Origin of the sequence: Flavobacterium frigoris PS1 (assembly GCF_000252125.1) — a bacterium.
In the GTDB taxonomy this organism is placed as follows: Bacteria; Bacteroidota; Bacteroidia; order Flavobacteriales; family Flavobacteriaceae; genus Flavobacterium; species Flavobacterium frigoris_A.
Genome location: NZ_AHKF01000015.1, coordinates 154647 through 172603 on the forward strand (window position 1 = coordinate 154647; position 17957 = coordinate 172603).

Below are 17957 nucleotides of genomic sequence, written 5' to 3' on the forward strand. Positions count from 1 at the left end.
CATAAAAAAAACACGATTATCGTGTTTTTTTTATGAAAAAATCGAAATTATATGAGAGCTACTTTTTTGTCTCTATGCTTATTTTTATCTCTTTTAAGTTTTTCCCAAGCTAAAAATGAATTTGCAGGCATTGATTCTAAAATGGATAAAATACCGACTCAAGATAGTAATTCAACAATTGCTATAGCGAACTATATTTCTTCAAATTTTAAAACAGAGGCTGAAAAAATTCGTGCACTGTTTTATTGGACAGCTTCAAATATTAATTATGATGTGTCTAAAATGCTTACGCCAAATGTCAATGAAACGACTCAAGATAGAATTGACGATGTACTAAGGACTAAAAAGGGCGTTTGTAGCCATTATGCCGAAGTTTTTAATGATGTTTCTAATAAAATGGGAGTAAGCTGTTATGTGATTGAAGGTTTTACAAAGCAGAATGGAAAGGTCGCCAACTTATCTCATGCCTGGTGTGCTGCAAAAATTGACAAAAAATGGTATTTATTTGACCCAACTTGGGGAGCTGGTTATGTAAATAATAATACGTTTTTTAAAAAATTAAACAATTCCTATTTTAAGGTGCAACCTAATGTATTAATTGCGTCACATATGCCTTTTGATTATATCTGGCAGTTTCTAGATTTACCCTTAACCAACAAAGAATTTTTAGAAGGTAAAAGACAACCACTGAATTCTAAAAAGCAGCTTGATTTTGAAAAAGAAATAACGAGATATCAGTCTTTGGGAGATAGTGATAAGGCATTTGAATCTTCTGAAAGAATTGAGAAAAACGGACTGCTAAATGCACTGGTTATTGAACAATACAAATATAAAAAAGAAGCATTTAGGGTTTATACTCAAAATAAAAATATAGAAAAATTGAATGCTTTGTATACTAGTTATAATGAAAATATTTTTCTTCTAAATGATTTTATTATTTATAGATTTAAAAAGTTCAAACCAGCTCAATCTGATGAGGAGATGAGAAATTGGATTCAGAATGTGAAGGGCAAATTTAAAAAATGCGAAACTGATGTTTACAATATTGGAATCGTAGGTAAAGAAAACACTGGAAGCTTATCTAATTTGAAAAAATCAATAGCAACTGCATTGATGCAAACGGAAGAGCAAGAACAATTTTTAATGGAATACTTAAGTAAGAATTCAATAGGAAGGAAAGTAATGCTAAGTAATTTTAAAATCAGGAATTGATTATTTTACTTTGTACGATATTTGCATTGTAGTTCCTTTTCCAACTTCAGAATGAAGGACCTTTATAGCGCCCTTGTGATATTCTTCAACTATTCTTTTTGTTAAAGAAAGTCCTAAGCCCCAACCTCTTTTTTTGGTTGTATATCCCGGTTCAAATACGGATTTGAATTGATTTTTCTGAATTCCATTTCCGCTATCAGAAACATTAATTTTTACAGAATGGTTTTCCTGTTGGATTTCTAAAGCTAATTGGCCTCTACCTTTCATCGCATCTATAGCATTTTTCACAAGATTCTCAATCGTCCAACTATGTAGTGTAGGGTTGAGCATTACGTAGATTGGAGCTTCTGGGCCTTTATATGTAAAAGTAACTTGTTTGGAAAAACGGGATTGAAGATAATTATAAGATTGTATTGTTTCTTCTACGATGTCTTTGTTTTCTAGAATCGGTTCTGAGCCTATTTTTGAGAATCTATCCGTAATGGTTAATAATCGGTCGATGTCTTTTTCGATTTCTAAAGTGGTAGATTCTTCAACGTTGTCCGCTTTTAGTATTTCGACCCAGCCTATCAGTGAAGAAAGCGGTGTGCCTATTTGATGTGCGGTTTCTTTAGCCATTCCGGCCCATAGTTTATTTTGTGTGGCTATTTTAGTACTCCTGTAAAAATAATAAACTAAGGCTGCAAACAATACGATAATGAGCAGTAATGCTATAGGGTAATATTTAAGCTTATTGAGTAATGCCGAATTTCCATAATACAGCTTTTGAAATTTTCCAGGGACATATTCGATAACAATGGGGTCATTTTCATTTTTTAAATCGAATAAAAAAGCAGCGGCATTTTGCTCGTGTATTACAATTTCCTCATCAATATTGACAGTATTTATGATACTGTCATGCTCGGTCAGAATTATGGGTATAGAAGTGTTGTTGCTAAAAATTTGCAGTGGAAGTTCAACATCAGTATTCTCACCCGCATTAATAAGTGTTTTTTGGGCGTTTGCCCAAAGATTCATTTTTAAACGTTCTTCATTTTTGAATATTTGAAAAAAAGTATAGGTGTTCCAAAGGATTAGTGAAATGATCAAAAATGAAGCGAAAATTATGATCCAACGAGTTGTGTTTTTTCTTTCGGAAAACTGCATAAATGAGATTTTGAGGTATAAATATAACGAAATATTAATAGGATTATTTTAGTTGGGACTAAAAGGCATTTTTTTGTGTGATGAAAATGTTTTTCGCGTTAAATGATTCCTCACTCTTTCTATAGTAAAACCATTTCCTTACTTTTGCAAATCGAGTCATGATAATAATTAACAACTAAACAACTATGATTAGCATCGATCCAAAAAGTATAGAAACGGCTAAATTGCAGGGCTATTTACAAGGTTCTGTAGGACCTAGACCAATAGCATTTGCAAGTACAGTTGATGAAGATGGAAATCCAAATTTATCTCCTTTTAGTTTTTTTAATGTTTTTAGCGCTAATCCTCCTATTCTTGTTTTTTCGCCAGCAAGACGTGTTCGCGATAATTCGATTAAACATACTTTGATCAATTGTGAGGCTACGAAAGAGGTGGTAATTAATGTGGTAAACTTTGATTTGGTACAACAAACCTCACTGGCCAGTACAGAATATGCAGATGGTGTGAATGAGTTTGAGAAATCTGGTTTAACAGCAGTTGCTTCAGATTTAGTGAAACCATTTAGAGTTAAGGAATCTCCGGTTCAGTTTGAATGTAAAGTCAATCAAATTATCCCGTTAGGAAAACAAGGTGGCGCAGGGAATCTGATTCTATGTGAAGTAGTAAAAATTCATATAGACGAGTCTGTTTTAGATGAAAACGGAGCTATTGATCAGCATAAAATCGATTTAGTGTCGAGATTAGGTGGTAATTGGTATTCAAGGTCAAATCAAGGTTTGTTTGAAGTGCCAAAACCCCTATCGACTCTAGGAATTGGTGTGGATGCAATCCCCAAGTATGTAAAGGAAAGTACTGTCTTTGACGGAAATGATTTAGGGAAATTAGGAAACATAGAAGCCTTGCCTACGACAGAAGAAGTTAGTATATTTGTAAAACAAAATTTTTCTATAAAAGCAGTTTTAAGCTCAGATGACGTTGAAAAAGTTCATTTAGAAGCTAAAAAATACTTAAATGATAATGATGTCCTTTCTGCATGGAAGGTGCTTCTGGCAAAAAAATAATCTTAATAACAATTAAAATAACGAAGATGGAAGTTACAGGAAAAATTAAAGTTGTCAATCCAGAACAACAAATTAGCGCCTCATTTAAAAAAAGAGAATTGGTTGTTACAACAGATGAACAATATCCTCAACATATTATGGTTGAGTTTACTCAAGACAAATGTGATTTGTTGAATAATTATAACATTGGTGAAGACGTAAAAGTATCAATCAATTTAAGAGGTAGAGAATGGGTTAACCCACAAGGGGAAGCTAAATATTTTAATAGCATACAAGGATGGAGAATCGAAAAGTTAGCTAATGAAGCACAAGCTCCTTCAGCTCCTATACCTGCTGCTCAGGCATTTGCTCCAGCTACAAACTTAAATGAAGAAGAGCCGGATGATTTGCCTTTTTAATTAAAAGTATCGATTTTGAAAAAAAGCCTTGAAATTTTCAAGGCTTTTTTTATGCTAAAAATTGGGGTTTATGATGGCGCCAAAGCCTATTTGAGTGCCTAATTGTGGGTAGATTAAAGCAGTTGCTTTTTTCTTTTTTGATATTCTAAAGGATTGCAATGGGTTAATATGTGAAAATAAAATACCAGATGCCATACCTATTCCGGCACCAGTAAGTACATCTGAGGCATAGTGCTTGTCATTGGCAATTCTAAAAGCGGCTGTTGCTCCAGCAAAAAGGAAACCACTGCTGGCATACCAAAAATTGTCGTCTTTATATTCATAATATAAAAGTGTAGCATTTGTAAAAGCAATTGCCGAATGTCCAGAAGGAAAACTTAAATTATTAGATTTGTCCGGACGTTCCTTTTTGGCTAAGCTTTTAGTTATTTCAACCACAACTAAAGTAGCGGTATTGGCGAGGAATATGTTTACAGTTTGATTTCTAAAATCAGTTTTGGGTTTAAATCCTAAATATTTACCTAAATAGATTTGTCCAATAGGAACAAGAGGGAATATATTATCAGCTTGTGATCTGAAACCGGAACCAAAAATAGAATTTGTTTTTGTTTGAATATCATTATTAAACTCAGAGTTCAGAAGAATAGCGCCGCTTACAATAAAAGCAGTTGGTACTATAAATGAGGTGTAGCTGAGTTTTTTTGATAACTTTAAACTATCCGCTTTTTGTCCATACATTTGTGTAATAATTAATGTAAAAACGAGTAGAATTAATTTGAATTTCATTGTAGTGTCTTTATAAAATGGACTAATTGATTTTTGAAGTGAATTAGTTTTACCAAATTTAAGAGTATTGATTTAATTTTTAGTTTAAAAAAGAATGTATTATTTATCTGAAGCTTTATTTTTTCCAGCGATTTCTCAAACGCATTCTTCAGGAATTATAGCCTTAGGTGGTGATTTGTCTGTTGATAGATTACAATTAGCTTATAAAAGCGGGATTTTCCCTTGGTTTGAAGATGGCGAACCCATTACTTGGTGGTCACCTAACCCAAGAATGGTTTTATTTCTTGAGGAATTGGTTGTGTCTAAGAGTATGCGGAACATTCTAAATAGAAATTCTTTTAAAGTTACATTCAATCAAAATTTCAGAGATGTCATTTCAAATTGTCAAAACATTAAGCGAGATGGTCAACTAGGGACTTGGATAACTAATGATATGATTGAAGCTTATTGTAATTTGCATGAATTAGGCATTGCTAAATCCGTTGAGGTTTGGCAAGATGATGAATTAGTTGGAGGTTTGTATGGTATTGATTTAGGTCATGTGTTTTGCGGTGAAAGTATGTTTTCTAAAGTTTCCAATGCTTCTAAAGTCGCATTTATTCATTTGGTTAATCATCTAAAGGTAGCTAATTATAAGCTTTTGGACTGTCAGGTTTACAATCCGCATCTGGAAAGTCTGGGATGTAGAGAAATCGAACGGGATGATTTTATGCAAATTTTACGAGTTCAATAACGCTGTCATTTTCCAACAATCTTCAATATGGTCATTCACCATTCCTGTCGCTTGCATATGGGCGTACATAACGGTAGAGCCAACAAATTTGAAGCCGCGTTTTTTTAAATCTTTGCTGATTTCGTCCGAAAGGGGAGTGGTGGCAGGCACGTCTTTTAGGGTTTTAGGATTGTTTATGACAGGTTGTCCATCGGTGAAATTCCAAATATAGGAAGAGAAACTTCCAAATTCTTGTTGTATCTCCATAAAGGCAATTGAATTTGAAACGGCTGAACGGACTTTTAATTTGTTTCGAATGATTCCCGTATCTAATAAAAGTGCTTGAATTTTTTCCTCAGAATATTTAGCAATTATTTTATAGTCGAAATTGTCAAATGCTATGCGGAAATTCTCTCTTTTGTTTAGGATAGTTATCCAGCTTAGTCCAGCCTGAAATGTCTCTAAGATAAGGAACTCAAATAAGGTGGCGTCATCATAAACGGGAGTTCCCCATTCCTGGTCGTGGTATTCTTTATATAAGTCGCTCGATAAGCACCAACCGCATCTTGTTTTGTTTTCCATTTTTAATTATTTATATTTTCAAAGATATTAAAACCAATCAGTATTATGGCAAATTGGACTGTAGCTTAGGTTTTTTTAATTAAATTTAGCAGCCAAAAGTACACAAGTATAATACCATGTTAATATGAAAAAAATAATAACAGTTTTAATGATTAGTTCAACAATATTAAGTGTTAGCGCTCAGGGAGGTTCAAATAATCCTTTGCTCAAAAAATGGATTGGACCGTATGGTGGTGTTCCTGCTTTTAATGAATATAATATTTCGCAAATTAAACCTGCCTTTGATGTTGCGATTAAGGAACGTCTAGATGAGATTGATGCTATTGCTAATAATCCGAAGGCCGCGACATTTGAAAATACAATTGCTCAGATGGAACGTTCTGGTAAGGACTTTAAGCGTGTCATGACAGTCTATGGGATTTATTCTTCGAATATGAATAGTCCTGAATTTGGACCAATTGAAAGAGAAATGGGGCCAATATTAGCATCTTTGTCAAGTAAAATTTATCAAAATAAAAAATTATTCAAAAGAATTGAAGGCTTGTACAATTCTCCTGACAAAGGCAAGTTAAGTACTGAGCAACAAAGGTTGATTTGGTTAAATTATACCAACTTTGTCAAAGAGGGAGCAAATTTAGATCCTGAAGCAAAGGAAAAAGTGGCTCAAATTAATAGCGAATTAGCAGGCTATTTTTCTAAGTTCAGTCAAAATTTATTAGCTGAGGAAAATAATCAATATGTGGCTCTAATCAATCAAGGCGATTTTGACGGTTTACCAGAAGGTTTGAAGAAAGCTGCGATGGCTCAGGCTAAGGAGAGAAATTTGAGTGTCCTTGGTGCTATCGGTAATACACGTTCGTTTGTGGATCCGTTTCTTACTTTTAGCACTAATAGAGAGCTACGGGCTAAAGTATGGAGTATGTATGTTAAAAGAGGTGATAATGATAATGAATTTGACAATAAGTCAACCCTTGTTAAAACTTTACAGCTAAGAGCTAAGAAAGCTAAATTACTTGGTTTTCCTACTTTTGCACATTGGAACTTAAGTAATAAAATGGCTAAAACTCCTGAGCGTACCATGGATTTAATGATGTCGGTATGGGAACCTGCAGTTGCACAGGTACATAAAGATGTGGCAGCGATGCAAGAAATTGTTGATGCTGAGGGAGGTAATTTTAAAATTTCACCTTGGGATTATCGTTATTATTCAGAGAAAGTAAGAAAAGAGAAATACGATTTAGATCAGAATGTTATCAAGGAATACTTGCAGTTGGAGAAATTGAGAGAAGGTATGTTTTGGGTTGCTGGTGAATTATTTGATTTGCAATTCAAGCAGATTTCCAATGTTCCTGTTTACCATGTTGACGTAAGAGTTTGGGAAGTGTCTAATAAAACAACAGGGAAGCTCGTTGGTCTTTGGTATTTTGATCCTTATGCTCGAAAAGGAAAACGTTCTGGAGCTTGGATGAATGCATATAGAAATCAAGAAAAAATGGATAGTGCCGTTTTGACAATCGTCTCTAACAATAGTAATTTTATTAAGGGGGCAGACAATGAGCCTGTTTTAATTTCTTGGTCAGACGCGACAACTTTATTTCATGAGTTTGGTCATGCCCTTCATGGATTGTGCTCCAATGTGAATTATCCTAGTCTTGCCGGAACTGCAGTTGCTAGAGATTACGTGGAATTTCCGTCTCAAATTTTAGAGCGTTGGCTTGAAACTCCTGAAGTATTGAGCAAGTTTGCCTTGCATTATAAAACTAATGAACCAATTCCGATGGCTTTAGTGGAGCGTATTGAGAAAGCATCTACTTTTAATTCGGGATTCTCAACAGTTGAAACGATTGCTAGTTCATTAGTAGATATGAAATTGCATTTAGCTGGAGATACATTAATTGATCCTACTGATTTTGAGCATGAAACTTTAAGTCAACTGAATATGCCTAACGAAATTGTAATGCGTCATAGAATTCCTCAATTTGGACATATATTTTCAAGTGATGGTTACGCAGCAGGCTATTATAGTTACTTATGGTCTGATGTGATCAGTACAGACGCATACGAGGCTTTTACCGAAGGGAAAGGTCCTTATGACAAGGAAGTGGCGAAAAGGCTTTACGATAGCGTTTTTAGTGTTGGAAACACGACTGATCAGGGAGACGCGTATAGAAGTTTTAGAGGACGTGACCCTAAAACTGATGCTTTAATGAGATCTAGAGGTTTTGATTCTTTTAAAGTGGAAGCAAAATAATAATTCAGAAAATGTGTGATAAAAAAAAGAGCGATTTGAAATTCAAATCGCTCTTTTTGTATTTTAGAAGTAAATCAGGATTAACCTAAAGCAGCTCTTTTAAATCCTGTAACGATAAGATCTTTATCTAAAGATTTTACGTAGTTAGCAACACTTAATTTGTTGTCTTTAATGTAATCTTGGTTTACTAAAGTATTGTCTTTAAAGAAACGAGCTAATTTACCTTTAGCAATATTGTCTAACATTGCTTCTGGTTTTCCTTCTTGACGAAGTAAGTCTTTAGCAATTTCGATTTCTTTTTCGATAGTTACAGCATCAACACCCTCTTCATTTAATGCGATAGGAGACATTGCAGCAGCTTGCATAGCGATATTTCTAGCTACTTCTTCAGCTCCAGCAGGTGCAGCAGATAAAGCAACTAAAGTAGCGATTTTGTTTCCAGAGTGGATGTAAGATCCGATAAAAGCACCTTCTAATTTTTCGAAAGTTCTGATTTCTAATTTTTCTCCAATAACTCCTGTTTGCTCGATTAATTTATCAGCAATAGTAATTCCGTTGAAATCTGAAGCTAAAAATGCTTCTTTGGTATCAAAGTGCAATGCTTGGTTAGCCATTTCGGTAGCCATTTTTACAAAGCTTTCGTTCATTCCTACGAAGTCAGTCTCACAGTTTAATGTGATAACTACACCAGCAGTTTTGTCAGCATTTACAACAGCAATCGCAGCACCTTCAGTAGATTCTCTATCTGAACGGTTTGCAGCTACTTTTTGTCCTTTTTTACGAAGGTTTTCGATAGCTAAATCAAAATCTCCTTCTGCTTCAACTAGTGCTTTTTTGCAGTCCATCATTCCTGCACCAGTTATTGTTCTTAATTTATTTACGTCTGCAGCAGTTATAGTTGCCATATGTGTTGTTTTTTAAGGTTAAAAGTAAAAATTCCAATTCTTAAATCCCAAACCCCAATTTTAACAAATTATCAACTTATTGTTTCTAATTTTTATATGGAACTTGGAATTTAAAATTTGGAATTTAAAATGTTGTTTTATTCTTCAGTTGCTGGAGCTGCTGCTTCAGTTGCCGGAGCCACTGTTTCAGCTGCTGGAGCTGCTGTTTCAGTTGCTACTGGAGCTACTTTTTCAGCCGCTGGAGCTGCTACTGTTTCTGCAGTTGCATCAGCTTCTTTGTCAGAACCTCTATCAGAAAGTCCTTCAACAATTGCAGCTGTAACTAAAGATAAAATTTTATCGATTGATTTAGAAGCATCATCATTTGATGGAATTACATACTCTACTTCACGAGGATCAGAGTTAGTATCAACCATTGCAAAAACTGGAATGTTTAATTTTTGAGCTTCTTTTATTGCGATGTGTTCAGCTTTGATGTCTACTACAAATAATGCAGCTGGTAATCTAGACATATCAGAAATTGAACCTAAATTTTTCTCTAATTTAGCACGAAGACGATCAACTTGTAAACGCTCTTTCTTAGAAAGTGTCATGAAAGTACCATCTTTCTTCATTTTATCAATAGTAGCCATTTTTTTAACAGCTTTACGGATAGTTACGAAGTTAGTTAGCATTCCACCAGGCCATCTTTCAGTGATGTAAGGCATGTTTGCAGCTTTTGCTTTTTCAGCAACGATGTCTTTTGCTTGTTTTTTGGTAGCAACAAATAATATTTTTCTACCTGATGCAGCGATTTTTTTCAAAGCTTCATTAGCCTCTTCAATTTTTGCTGCAGTTTTATATAGATTGATAATGTGTATACCATTACGTTCCATATAAATGTACGGAGCCATGTTTGGATCCCATTTTCTAGTCATGTGTCCGAAGTGAACACCTGCTTCTAGTAATTCTTTTACTTCTACTTTGTTTGACATTTTTTGTACTAGTTTACGTTCTGTTGATTAGCAATGTATAAATGGCGATTGCTCGGCTAAATACATTTAGATGCTAAACTAATTCCTACCTCGGTAGGCAACAACAACATTGTTTTAAATTCAATAATAAATTCAATGAGTCTTGAATAAATGTATTCAAGACAGGCAATATTAACGTTTCGAGAATTGAAATTTCTTACGAGCTTTCTTTTGACCGAATTTCTTACGTTCAACCATTCTTGGATCTCTTGTCAATAAACCTTCTGGTTTCAAGATTAGTCTGTTTTCAGCATTTACTTCACACATAACACGTGCTAATGCCATTCTTACAGCTTCTGCTTGTCCAGTTGAACCACCTCCGTGAACGTTTACTTTTACGTCAAAGTTAGTTGCATTTTCTGTCATAGACATAGGTTGCATAACTTTGTACTGTAAAGTAGCTGTTGGGAAGTAAGTCGCGAATTCTTTTTTGTTTACAGTGATTACTCCTGTTCCTTCCGAAACATAAACACGTGCAACAGCGGTTTTTCTTCTACCGATTTTGTGAATAACTCCCATTACTTAAGATCGTTAAGGTTAACTGTTCTTGGTTTTTGTGCACCTTGTTTGTGCTCTGAACCAACAACAACATTTAAATTTCTGAAAAGTTCAGCACCAATTTTGTTTTTTGGTAACATTCCTTTTACTGCTTTTTCTACTAGTAATGCAGGATTTTTTGATTGCAATACTTTAGCAGTTAAAGTTCTTTGTCCCCCTGGGTAACCTGTGTGACGCATGTAGATTTTCTCGTCCATTTTGTTACCTGTAAGGTTGATTTTCTCTGAGTTGATAACGATTACGTTATCCCCACAGTCAACGTGCGGTGTGTAACTTGGCTTGTACTTACCTCTAAGGATCATTGCGACCTTTGATGCAAGACGTCCTAAGTTATGCCCATCAGCATCTACAACAATCCACTCTTTTGTAACGGTGGCTTTGCTTGCTGATTGTGTCTTGTAGCTTAATGCGTCCATAATATTATTTAAATTAAACATTCCATCCCCATTAAAGGGGATGCAAAAGTACAATTAATTATTTTAAATACAAATACCTTGAAAAGAATAATTTTTAGATGTTTTGTCTCTGATTATCAATTGTATATTTCAGATATCATGCGTTGCTTCTCTTTTAGAATTATTGTTAATGGAGACTTTCTATTTTTATATTACTTTTGTTATCGAATATAATATTTTATCTTGCGATTTAATGACCCCCAACTGTAAAGTGGAGAATTGCTTTTTTGATGCTATAGTCGTACTATATTGTTGGGCAGCAAAACCTTTGGTCCCTATAAATTACTAATAAAGTCAATACATACTTAACTATGAAAGTCAAAGCAACTCTTAAACAAATTGCCAAAGAACTTAATGTTTCTGTTTCTACAGTTTCAAAAGCACTTAATGATAGTCCTGAAATTAGTGATTTAACAAAAATAAAAATCAAGGAATATGCGAAGTTAAAAAATTATAAACCTAACGTCATCGGTTTGAATCTTAAAAATAGAAAGACAAAAACAATAGGCGTTATCATCCCGAATATTCTTAATTCTTTTTTTGCCAAAGTATTTAGTGGTATAGAAAAAGTGGCTGATGAAAAGGGGTATAATGTTATTATGTGTATCTCTAATGAGTCATTGGACAAAGAAGCGCATACTCTTGAAATGTTAAGTAATGGAACTATTGACGGATTTATCCTTTCTGTTTCTGAGGAAGCGCAAAAGCTGCACGATTATGATCATTTTGCTTCAATTATTAATGACGGTACTCCTATAGTAATGTTTGATCGAATAGCAGAGGGTATAGATTGCGATAAAGTGGTTGTAGATGATTTTGATTCGGCATTAAACGCCACTCAACAATTAATAGATTTAGGTTGTAAGAATATAGCTTTATTTTCTTCAGTTGATAATTTAAGTGTTGGAATATTGAGAACACAGGGGTATTTGAAAGCACTAAAGGATAATAATATTGCTGTGAATGAGGATATAATTCTTCGTACAGATTCAGAAGATGATTTAAATTTTAGAATTCAAGAAATTGCTGAAGACCAAGTAATTGATGGGATTTTTGCTTTAGAGGAAAGTGATTCTGTGGCGGCATTGAAATACGGCCTTAAAAAAGGAAGTAAAATTCCAGAGGAGCTTTCTATTATTGGTTTTGCCGATGGGATACTTGCTTCCAGAAGATTGTCTCCAAGTTTAACTACGGTTAGTCAACACGGTGTAGAAATTGGAGAAGTTGCAGCTAGATTACTTATTGATAGATTAGAGTCTGACGAAGAAAATAAACCTTACGGTACGGTTGTCATCAAAACTAAATTAAAAGAAAGAGAAACGACTAGGAAATTATAATCATATATATATCTTCGATATAAAAAAATCCACTCCTTTACTTAATTGGAGTGGATTTTTTTTTGGGTTCTATATATTAATGTGCTTCCAGCCAATCTTTACCAGCTCCTAATTCTACATCTAAAGGAACTTCTAGTTTAAAGGCGTTTTCCATTTCGTATTTGATCATCTCTTTCATTTTTTCTAGTTCTGAATTGTGAATGTCAAACACAAGTTCATCATGAACTTGAAGCAGCATTTTGCTTTTGTAATTTTCTGAAATCAATTTTTCGTGAATATTAATCATCGCAATTTTGATGATGTCGGCTGCACTTCCCTGGATTGGTGCATTAACCGCATTCCGCTCTGCTCCACCACGAACTATTGCGTTTTGTGAATTGATGTCCTTTAAATAACGACGACGACCCAAAACTGTTTGTACATATCCGTTTTCTCTTGCAAAATCAATTTGCTCTGAAATGTATGATTTCAATCTTGGATAGGTTTTGTAGTAAGCTTCAATTAAAGCTGCACTTTCAGAACGTGATAAATCTGTTTGATTTGAAAGTCCAAATGCAGAAACTCCATATATTATTCCAAAGTTTACCGTTTTTGCGTGGCTACGTTGTTCTCTGGTAACTTCTTCCAATGGAACGTCAAATACCTTTGAAGCAGTAGATTTATGAATGTCTTCATTATTCAAAAATGCTTTTATCATATTTTCCTCACCACTCAATGCGGCAATGATGCGTAATTCTATTTGCGAGTAATCGGCAGATACTAAAGTATAGTTCTCGTCTCTTGCTACAAATGCTTTTCTTATTTGTCGTCCTCGTTCTGTACGTATAGGGATGTTCTGTAAGTTAGGGTTGTTAGAGCTCAAACGTCCCGTTGCAGCTACGGTTTGCATATAATCAGTATGCACTCTCAGGGTAACAGGATCTACTTGATTTGGCAAAGCATCAACATAGGTGTTTTTAAGTTTTACTAATTGGCGCCAATCAAGAATGTCTTTTACGATTGGATTCTCATTAGCTAAATAACTTAAAACTTCTTCGCCAGTGGCATATTGTCCTGTTTTTGTCTTTTTTTGTTTGGCTCCGCCAATTTTCAATTTATCAAATAAAACATCGCCGAGTTGTTTTGGCGAAGCTAAGTTGAAATCTTCTCCTGCAATTTCATAAATAGCAGTTTCTAGTTTTTTAATGTCAGTATCTAAATCATGTGATAATGACTTCAGGAAATCAGTGTCTAGCCTGATACCTTCTTTTTCCATATCGGCCAAGACTTTTACCAGAGGAATTTCAATCTCTTCAAAGAGTTTTTTGGTCTCTGTTTTTTCTAATTCAACAGAAAATAGTTGCTTTAGCTGAAAGGTGACGTCAGCGTCTTCTGCTGCATATTCTTTGATTTCCTCTAAATCTACATCACGCATCGATTTTTGATTTTTTCCTTTTTTTCCAATTAAGGTCTCAATCGATTTTGGAGAATATTTCAAATAGGTTTCAGATAGTATGTCCATATTATGGCGCATGTCTGGATTGATCAGATAATGAGCAATCATGGTATCAAACAGCTTTCCTTCTACATTAATTTTATAATTAGCAAGGATCTTAAGGTCGTATTTTAAGTTTTGGCCAATTTTTTCAATTGATTCATTTTCGAAAAAAGGAATAAATTTGTTAATCAAAACTTGAGCTTCTTCTTGATTTTCTGGAAAGGGAATATAAAATCCTTTTCCTTTTTCGAATGAAAACGAAATACCAACAAGTTCAGCATGTAATGCATCTAATCCTGTAGTTTCGGTATCAAAACAAACGGATTCTTGTTTCAGTAAATTTTGCAAAAGCAATTTTACACCCAAGTCGCCTTGGATAATCTGATACGAATGTTCTGTGTTTTCTAATGTGTTGTAATATTGGTGATGCGTGGCATCTACATTTTCATTAGGTATTGCACTTGCAAAAAGGTCAAATTGCTCTTCACTTTTTGGTTGTGGGCTTTTGTATAATTTAGTTTCTTCAATGGCAGTGTTCATTGTGGCTGTTCCGCCTTTTTTGAAAATGGCATCAAACTGTTCTGCCATTCTTCGAAATTCCAACTCGTTAAAAAGAGCGTCTGTTTTCTCAACATCTGGAGTTGATAATTCATAATCAGTTTCGTTAAAAACAACCGGACAGTCAAGAAGTATGGTTGCTAATGTTTTAGACAAAAGTCCTTTCTCCTTGTTCGCTTCAACGTTTTCCTTCATTTTTCCTTTTAGCTTGTCAGTATTTGCTAAAAGGTTTTCCATGGTTCCAAATTCTTTTAGGAACTTCTTCGCGGTAACCTCACCTACGCCGGGAAGTCCAGGAATATTATCGGCGGCATCTCCCATCATACCCAGAAAATCAATTACTTGATCGGGTCTTTCTATCTCGAATTTTTTTAAAACTTCAGGAACGCCCCAAATTTCAATGCCATTACCCATTCGGGCAGGTTTATACATGAAAATGTTTTCAGATACTAATTGTGCAAAATCCTTATCAGGAGTAACCATAAATACTTTGTAGTTTTCTTTTTCGGCCTGTTTTGCAATGGTTCCTATTAAGTCATCCGCTTCGTAGCCCTTTACTTCTATAATAGGAATGTGCATAGCACGTAAAAGGTCTTGTATATAAGGTACAGCAATTTTAATAGCTTCAGGAGTTGCATCGCGATGCGCTTTGTACTCTGGGAAAATTTCGTTTCTTAATTGGCTTCCACCATTATCAAAAGCGACCGCTAAATGATCTGGTTTTTCTCTTTTTATTACGTCCATTAAGGAATTCATAAACCCCATAATTGCCGAAGTGTCCATTCCTTTGGAATTGATTCTAGGGTTTTTTATAAAGGCGTAATAACCACGAAAGATTAAAGCGTAAGCATCAAGAAGAAAAAGACGTTTTTGTTGTGACATAATTGTGAATTTGAAAAGATTTCAAAAGTACAAAACTTAAAAGATAAAGAAGTGACAGATTTTGATATTTCTAATAATCGATAGAAGTAGTTTTTACTTTGTCAATTTCCTCAATTTGGGCTTGCGGTATAAAGGTAGAAATGCTATTGCTTGTATCGGAATTTAAAGAATGCGAACCTGACAAATGAAATTTGGTGCGATTTTAGTTAAATATTGATTAATATAAACTCATAATAGTTCCTTAATTTGTTATTTTGCCAAAAAAAATATTTAAAATGGTTATCCGTATACTTTTGCTAAGTTTTGTTCTTCTTATAATCGAGCTATATGCGTTTCAGGCATTAAAAACTTTGGTAAAGTTAAAGTGGATTTTAGTTTCTTACCAAGTCGTCAGTTTGATCGTTTTGCTTTTTATCGTTTATTCCTTCACGAAATTTGACAGTTCTGTAGGTCAGACGAAGCAAACTATGTTCACTATGGGGCTGCTTTTAGTGGTTTATGTTCCAAAAATGATTCTGACTTTATTGCTGTTAGGGGAGGATATTTTTAGGATTGGTTCTGGATCCGTTAATTATTTTTTAGAAAATGACAATGTGGCTTTCCTTAATTCTAGACGAAAATTTGTTAGCCAAATAGGTTTAGGTTTAGCTGCGATTCCATTTATGTCTTTAATTTACGGGATAACCGTTGGGAAATACAATTACAAAGTGATAAGGCAACGTATATTTTTCCCTGATTTACCAGATGCTTTTGACGGTTTTACGATAACGCAAATCTCAGATGTACACAGCGGCAGTTTTGATAATCCTGATAAGATCAATTATGCTATTGATTTAGTCAACGAGCAAAATTCAGATATGATTTTGTTTACTGGTGATATCGTGAATACGGATGCTAAAGAAATGCATCCTTGGATAGAGACTTTTAATAGGATTCAAAAGCATGAATATGGTAAATATTCTGTTTTGGGGAACCATGATTATGGAGAATATGTTACTTGGCCTACTGAAAAAGATAAAGAAAATAATTTCGAGGCAATAAAGGATCTCTATGGACAAATTGGATTTAAATTGATGTTGAATGAGCACACTTACATTGAAAAAGGGAGTGATAAAATTGCATTAATTGGAGTGGAAAATTGGGGTCATAATTTTAAAAAAGCTGGGGATATTAAAAAAGCATCTCAAGGTATAGATCAGAAAGATTTTAAAATTTTAATGAGTCATGATCCTAGCCATTGGGATTATGAAATCAAAAACCATGAAAGTAATTTTCACTTAACGCTTTCTGGACATACGCACGGAATGCAGTTTGGAATTGAAATTCCGGGTTACTTTAAATGGAGTTTAGCGCAATATGTGTATGCGCAATGGGCTGGTTTATATGAAAATTTAGGGAGATATGTTTACGTAAATAGAGGTTTTGGTTTTCATGCTTACCCTGGAAGGGTAGGTATTATGCCTGAAATTACTGTCATTGAACTAAAAAAAGGGAAGAATGTGGCATAATTCGTTAAAAAGTCTACATTTGTAAATTAATGTCTATATTTTTAAATAGATTTAAAAATTAAATTTTTGGTATTATGTCAAAATTTGGAGAACTTATAAGTGCACAGGTGCCTGTGTTAATTGATTTTTACACAGACTGGAATGAATCCTCTGTTTCCATGCATCCTGTTATTAGAGATGTTGCTGCTGCCCTTGGTGACAAGGCTAAAGTCATTAAAATTGACGTGGATAAAAATCAAGAATTAGCTGACGCTTTACGTATCAAAGGACTTCCTACGCTTATGATATATAAAGCAGGGCAATTGATTTGGAGACAATCAGGCGAGTTGGACGCAAATACTATTATTGGGATTGTACAAGAACAATTGTAATTTATTATTTTGTATTCCTATCGAACTGTCTCATAGATAAAGTTGTTTTCGTCCAGATAATCTAAAACTTTAGGCAGTACATATTCAAGATTTTTGAATGCTTTCATACTGTCGTGAAAAACTATTATACTTCCTGGTTTTATATTTGAAACCACATTTCTCAAGCATACCTCTGTTGAGATTGTTTGGTCAAAATCTGCACTTAAGACATCCCACATTATAATTTTGTATCCCTGTTTCAGTACTTCTTTTGCCTGTTTGGATTTGATTTTTCCATATGGGGGGCGAAACAATTTGGATGTGTTATTACTTTCTTTCAAAAGCAAATTAGAAATCGAATTTTCACAATCCAAAATGTTGCGGGAGTATTCGTCTGTGCTTGTGTTCCATCCGTTTAAGTGATTAAAAGTATGGTTTCCTACGCAATGGCCCGTATCAATTATTTTTGTAAAGATTAAAGGATACGTTTCGATATTTTTCCCAATACAAAAGAAAGTGGCTTTGGCATTGTGTTGTTGCAGCTGTTCTAAAACCCACTCTGTAATTTGGGGTGTAGGTCCGTCATCAAACGTGAGGTAGATTTTATTTTCGTTGTTGGGTATGTCCCATACATACTTTGAAAATATTTTCTTGATGATTGAATTTGTTTTTATCCAGTAAAACCCCATTTTTATTTTTTAGTTTAAAAGTAAAAAAAATGTGGCATAATCTTGAGATTATGCCACATTTTTAAAGTTATAGTTTT

General features: G+C 34.2%; 17 protein-coding genes. 8 read left to right on the forward strand and 9 right to left on the reverse strand.

The annotated features are described in order from the left end of the window. Positions 1-51 precede the first annotated feature (51 nt). Complete coding sequence (locus tag HJ01_RS06035) at positions 52-1212, forward strand: transglutaminase domain-containing protein (protein WP_007137440.1); 1161 nt, start codon at positions 52-54, stop codon at positions 1210-1212. On the opposite strand, the gene HJ01_RS06040 is transcribed toward HJ01_RS06035, so the two are convergent. After that, entirely contained in the window at positions 1213-2358 is a 1146-nt protein-coding gene (locus HJ01_RS06040) for a sensor histidine kinase (protein WP_007137441.1), read from the reverse strand. A gap of 185 nt (positions 2359-2543) precedes the next feature. On the opposite strand from HJ01_RS06040, the gene HJ01_RS06045 reads away from it, so the two are divergent. Continuing rightward, positions 2544-3419 (forward strand): flavin reductase family protein, encoded by an 876-nt coding sequence (locus HJ01_RS06045; protein WP_007137442.1) that lies wholly within the window; start codon positions 2544-2546, stop codon positions 3417-3419. Positions 3420-3445: 26 nt separating this feature from the next. Beyond that, the gene (locus HJ01_RS06050) at positions 3446-3817 is read left to right on the forward strand and encodes a DUF3127 domain-containing protein (RefSeq protein ID WP_007137443.1); all 372 of its coding nucleotides are present in this window, start codon (positions 3446-3448) and stop codon (positions 3815-3817) included. 54 nt (positions 3818-3871) lie between these two features. On the opposite strand, the gene HJ01_RS06055 is transcribed toward HJ01_RS06050, so the two are convergent. Then, positions 3872-4603, reverse strand: coding sequence for a phosphatase PAP2 family protein (locus tag HJ01_RS06055; RefSeq protein ID WP_007137444.1), 732 nt, complete (start codon positions 4601-4603; stop codon positions 3872-3874). Positions 4604-4697: 94 nt separating this feature from the next. Here HJ01_RS06055 and aat point away from each other — a divergent pair, with 94 nt between their 5' ends. Then, positions 4698-5336 carry a leucyl/phenylalanyl-tRNA--protein transferase gene (gene aat / locus HJ01_RS06060; RefSeq protein ID WP_007137445.1) on the forward strand — a complete coding sequence of 213 codons (639 nt, stop codon included), beginning with the start codon at positions 4698-4700 and terminating at the stop codon, positions 5334-5336. Here aat and HJ01_RS06065 read toward each other — a convergent pair. After that, positions 5322-5897: a DNA-3-methyladenine glycosylase I gene (locus HJ01_RS06065; protein WP_007137446.1), complete on the reverse strand. Its 576-nt coding sequence runs from the start codon at positions 5895-5897 to the stop codon at positions 5322-5324. The two genes, aat and HJ01_RS06065, sit on opposite strands and share 15 nt — an antisense overlap. A 124-nt stretch (positions 5898-6021) precedes the next feature. Between HJ01_RS06065 and HJ01_RS06070 the strand changes: the two genes are divergently transcribed. Next, positions 6022-8148 (forward strand): M3 family metallopeptidase, encoded by a 2127-nt coding sequence (locus HJ01_RS06070; protein ID WP_007137447.1) that lies wholly within the window; start codon positions 6022-6024, stop codon positions 8146-8148. Between the two features lie 80 nt (positions 8149-8228). Here HJ01_RS06070 and tsf read toward each other — a convergent pair whose 3' ends face one another. From tsf to rplM, 4 genes are all read right to left on the reverse strand, one after another. Then, a complete protein-coding gene (gene tsf, locus HJ01_RS06075) occupies positions 8229-9053 on the reverse strand; it encodes a translation elongation factor Ts (protein WP_007137448.1) in 825 nt (274 codons plus the stop codon). A gap of 137 nt (positions 9054-9190) precedes the next feature. After that, the gene (gene rpsB, locus HJ01_RS06080; protein WP_007137449.1) at positions 9191-10027 is read right to left on the reverse strand and encodes a 30S ribosomal protein S2; all 837 of its coding nucleotides are present in this window, start codon (positions 10025-10027) and stop codon (positions 9191-9193) included. A 171-nt stretch (positions 10028-10198) separates the two neighbouring features. Then, positions 10199-10585 carry a 30S ribosomal protein S9 gene (gene rpsI, locus HJ01_RS06085; protein ID WP_007137450.1) on the reverse strand — a complete coding sequence of 129 codons (387 nt, stop codon included), beginning with the start codon at positions 10583-10585 and terminating at the stop codon, positions 10199-10201. Next, positions 10585-11040, reverse strand: coding sequence for a 50S ribosomal protein L13 (rplM, locus tag HJ01_RS06090; protein WP_007137451.1), 456 nt, complete (start codon positions 11038-11040; stop codon positions 10585-10587). The genes rpsI and rplM overlap by 1 nt, the downstream gene beginning before the upstream one ends. 350 nt (positions 11041-11390) lie before the next feature. Between rplM and HJ01_RS06095 the strand changes: the two genes are divergently transcribed. Further along, entirely contained in the window at positions 11391-12416 is a 1026-nt protein-coding gene (locus HJ01_RS06095) for a LacI family DNA-binding transcriptional regulator (RefSeq protein ID WP_007137452.1), read from the forward strand. A gap of 76 nt (positions 12417-12492) precedes the next feature. On the opposite strand, the gene polA is transcribed toward HJ01_RS06095, so the two are convergent. Then, positions 12493-15333 (reverse strand): DNA polymerase I, encoded by a 2841-nt coding sequence (gene polA, locus HJ01_RS06100; protein ID WP_007137453.1) that lies wholly within the window; start codon positions 15331-15333, stop codon positions 12493-12495. A gap of 275 nt (positions 15334-15608) precedes the next feature. On the opposite strand from polA, the gene HJ01_RS06105 reads away from it, so the two are divergent. Together HJ01_RS06105 and HJ01_RS06110 are read left to right on the forward strand one after the other, a co-directional pair. Further along, positions 15609-16841, forward strand: a complete 1233-nt coding sequence (locus HJ01_RS06105) for a metallophosphoesterase (protein ID WP_040473732.1) — start codon at positions 15609-15611, stop codon at positions 16839-16841. A gap of 74 nt (positions 16842-16915) precedes the next feature. Further along, positions 16916-17212: a thioredoxin family protein gene (locus tag HJ01_RS06110; protein WP_007137456.1), complete on the forward strand. Its 297-nt coding sequence runs from the start codon at positions 16916-16918 to the stop codon at positions 17210-17212. Between the two features lie 17 nt (positions 17213-17229). Here the strand turns inward: HJ01_RS06110 and HJ01_RS06115 are convergent, their stop codons facing one another. After that, on the reverse strand, positions 17230-17880 hold the full coding sequence (locus HJ01_RS06115) for a polysaccharide deacetylase family protein (protein WP_007137457.1): 651 nt from the start codon (positions 17878-17880) through the stop codon (positions 17230-17232). Positions 17881-17957 lie beyond the last annotated feature (77 nt).